Annotated in this window: 3 protein-coding genes and 1 pseudogene; 1 reads left to right on the top strand and 3 read right to left on the bottom strand. The window is 59.0% G+C overall.

The features are described 5' to 3' along the window. Both J8I29_RS29550 and J8I29_RS29545 read right to left on the bottom strand, forming a co-directional pair. Positions 1-683: pseudogene (locus J8I29_RS29550) on the bottom strand (hypothetical protein); the annotation flags it as partial. Positions 684-1,178: 495 nt separating this feature from the next. Beyond that, positions 1,179-1,667 (bottom strand): hypothetical protein, encoded by a 489-nt coding sequence (locus J8I29_RS29545; RefSeq protein WP_209434405.1) that lies wholly within the window; start codon positions 1,665-1,667, stop codon positions 1,179-1,181. A gap of 233 nt (positions 1,668-1,900) precedes the next feature. Here J8I29_RS29545 and J8I29_RS29540 point away from each other — a divergent pair, with 233 nt between their 5' ends. Beyond that, the gene (locus J8I29_RS29540; protein ID WP_209434404.1) at positions 1,901-2,185 is read left to right on the top strand and encodes a hypothetical protein; all 285 of its coding nucleotides are present in this window, start codon (positions 1,901-1,903) and stop codon (positions 2,183-2,185) included. Positions 2,186-2,195: 10 nt separating this feature from the next. Here J8I29_RS29540 and J8I29_RS29535 read toward each other — a convergent pair whose 3' ends face one another. Next, positions 2,196-2,786 (bottom strand): helix-turn-helix domain-containing protein, encoded by a 591-nt coding sequence (locus tag J8I29_RS29535; RefSeq protein ID WP_209434403.1) that lies wholly within the window; start codon positions 2,784-2,786, stop codon positions 2,196-2,198. Positions 2,787-2,910: the final 124 nt, after the last annotated feature.

Genomic DNA, 2,910 nt, shown 5'->3' with positions numbered 1-2,910 from the left:
AAGGAAATCGGCGCCAGGCGCTCGAACCCCTCCCGCATCATCGCCCGCAAAGCCTCCTGCTTGTTCGACACCTGCCCAACCCACCGCGAGTTCAGCAGGTTGAACTCCTCCAGATCAAGAAACCGCAGCCAGTATCCGTCCGCCAGACCTTCTGCCTGCGCAAGCTGGTCGAGCGTTGCGACGGCGCCGGCACGCTTGCCGATGGACTGGTAATGCTCCAGCAAGGCGTCGTTCGGCATCTGAACGCCCTTGAAATAGAGAGAGCGGTAGAGGTCCGCATCGAACTGGTAGGGAACGCGCCCTTCCCTGCGGCCATGTTGCAGGAAGTGCCTGGCAGCCGCATAGGACGAGCCGAGGGAGATGAGATCGGGATAGCGGTCGAGATATTCCTTCCAATCGAACAGCTCCGGCAATTTGCCGTGCTCGGCTTCCAGCTCGGCAATATATTGGGCGATTCCTTTCTCGCTATAGAGACGGCCCTCCGCCGCGCCATGACTGGCATAGTGTTTCTCGGCCCTGGCCTGAGAAAAGGACTGCAGATCGGTGTGGGAGCTGACGTAGACCTGCCAGTCGAAATCGCCGGGCAGATCAAGGTCCTGGCTGGCCTGATGCCCTGAGGCCGCGAAATGGTGCACCTTCTTGATCGGCGCCAATTTTGTCCAGAAACGAGAGCTCTTGCCCATACTACACCGGTATTCAAACACGCTTTCAGTTCCGATTGCGGAGGCAGGTCAGTACCGGCCCTGCATCCACGTCTCGGATGATCGAGACACCCCACCAAACGGCGAAGCTTAGCCAAACAGAAAAACGATCATCCCTGGGCTTCAAGCTCCTAATCGGCATCTTCATCGATACGTCGAACACATTACTATCTGTTGACGAGCGATGTCGCCATGCCAATTACATCTCGGCTCGCCACGATCTATCGCTTTTGAGCACAGTGTTACAAAAAATCATCAGAGCGGAAAAAGACTGTAGAAATCCTGCCTTAGGCCCGCCCTAATCCATCAAATTGGCATCTTTCTTCAAATATAATAAAATATCATTCTGTTTTATGGATAAGATGTAGAGATAAAACTGCAAAATAGAGAGGATAACTGTCATTCATATGGGCAGGATCACGCTATGCGATATACCAATTTTGCTTCGATAACCTACGCCCCCCACGAACAATCCTGCTATGCTACGGCACTTCTGCCGGCCGCCTTGTCAGCAGTGCCGACACCTTCATCAACTTCGACCCGGTAGGCCGGTAATCTGGCATGAAGGTGGATCTCGAGCAGGATCGGCTGGGAGCCGTCATAGTCGAGCAGGTCGGCAGGTAGCCGAGCATCCCCGTTCGACCAGCGCCACATGACCGCGCCTTGCCGTTCGCAGGCATAAAACCCTTCTTTCAATCCCGGATGGTCGAGCGCGATCTCGCGGAGACCATACATGCCGCGCAAGCAGAGGCGCCCAACCGCCACGCCGAGCACGCGCTCGCCATCCGCCGCGGGCTCGGCCTGGCCGGACCGCGAGATGAGCCGCACCTGCTTGAAGCCAGGCGGCACGGCAAAGGTGTGAATGGCGCCTTCGATCGATACCGGCCTGCATTCGCGTCCGTCGAACCGGAGGCGAAGAGCCGGATCACCTACCATCCTATGATCCGCCGTATCGGCCTGCGGCAAGGAATCCAACATGCCCTTACCCCTCATGGCCGAGGATGAGAGGCAGGACGAGCCCGCGCCCGCGACCGGCGGCGAAAAGCCCGGGCTCAGTTCCGGAATTGTGCAAAGCGGCATCAAACAGGCCAGAGGGCGAGGGCGAATGCAACGGCTTCGCGAGACTGACCGGCACCAGGCGATCCCTTCCGATGTTTGGAGCCAACTCGTCGCGGGCAAAGCGGCGTCGACGCAGCGGCATGGATATCTATTTTGACTATATAATCCTACTTTTGGTCAATCATCCTGTTTCCGGTACGGCAATAAGCGTGCCGGCCACCGATCCGCAGCGCTATCCGGCCTTTGATGATCGCATCCTCCATTTCGAGGACGGATGTCCGGTTTTCGAGAGGATGCACCCGGGAGACTGGCGCAAAACCGAGGCATTCCGGGGAAAAGGCCGGCCCGCTCTTCAGCCAGCAAACGTCCTGGAAAACAGGAGCGGCAGCCCGATTGCAGTGCAGAGAGATCGCCCATCGCTCTGAAGCAGCCGCCTCATCCCTCACCGGCTTCGTGCTGATTCGTCTGGCGTTCCAGCCATTTTTGCGCACTCAGCTTCCGGCTTGGGCTGAGCATGCGATAGAGGGCGATGAGATCGGCCTCGTCGGGGGACAGGGTGGTCTCGATGCGCTCCTCGGCAAGCCCATTCAGCAAGGTGTCTTCGCCGACCCCGAGGGCCTCACATAACGCGGTCAGATGCTTGTTGATGCTGCCTTCTCGCCCGGTCTCCCAGAAGGCGACCGCCGCTCGCGAAACCTCAACTGCATCGGCAAGCTGCTGCTGGGTCAGGCCGGCGGCCTGCCGCAATGCCCGGATCCGTTTGCCGAGTTCGGCGCTTGGCGAAACCTTCTGCCCGGCCTCGACGTCCTGATCGGCCAGTTCGGCCTGATTCTCGGCAATCCAACGCCGGAATTCGCTGCGCGACTGCGCATTCGGAGGGGCATCTGCCGGCTCGGAACCCATGCGATAGAGCACCCTGCTCTTGAAGACATCAATGATCACCCGCCGCAGAGTGCGGTCATTGGGAGATATCCAAACCTGGCCAGGCTGCAGGATCGTGGCATAGCGCATGCCCCTGAAAAGCATGTCAGCCAGCCCTGTTCAAGGGCTGGCTGATCTTGTCGTCGATATTGTCAGCCGTTCAGCGCGGCCTCGGCGGCGGCGTCAGCCTCGACCAGATAGGGTCCGGCAGCCAGGATCTGCAGGCCCA

Origin of the sequence: Labrys sp. LIt4, assembly GCF_017813775.1 — a bacterium.
In the GTDB taxonomy this organism is placed as follows: domain Bacteria; phylum Pseudomonadota; class Alphaproteobacteria; order Rhizobiales; family Labraceae; genus Labrys; species Labrys okinawensis_A.
The sequence above is the reverse complement of the archived record's forward strand: the minus strand, read 5'-3'. Positions and strand labels throughout refer to the sequence as shown.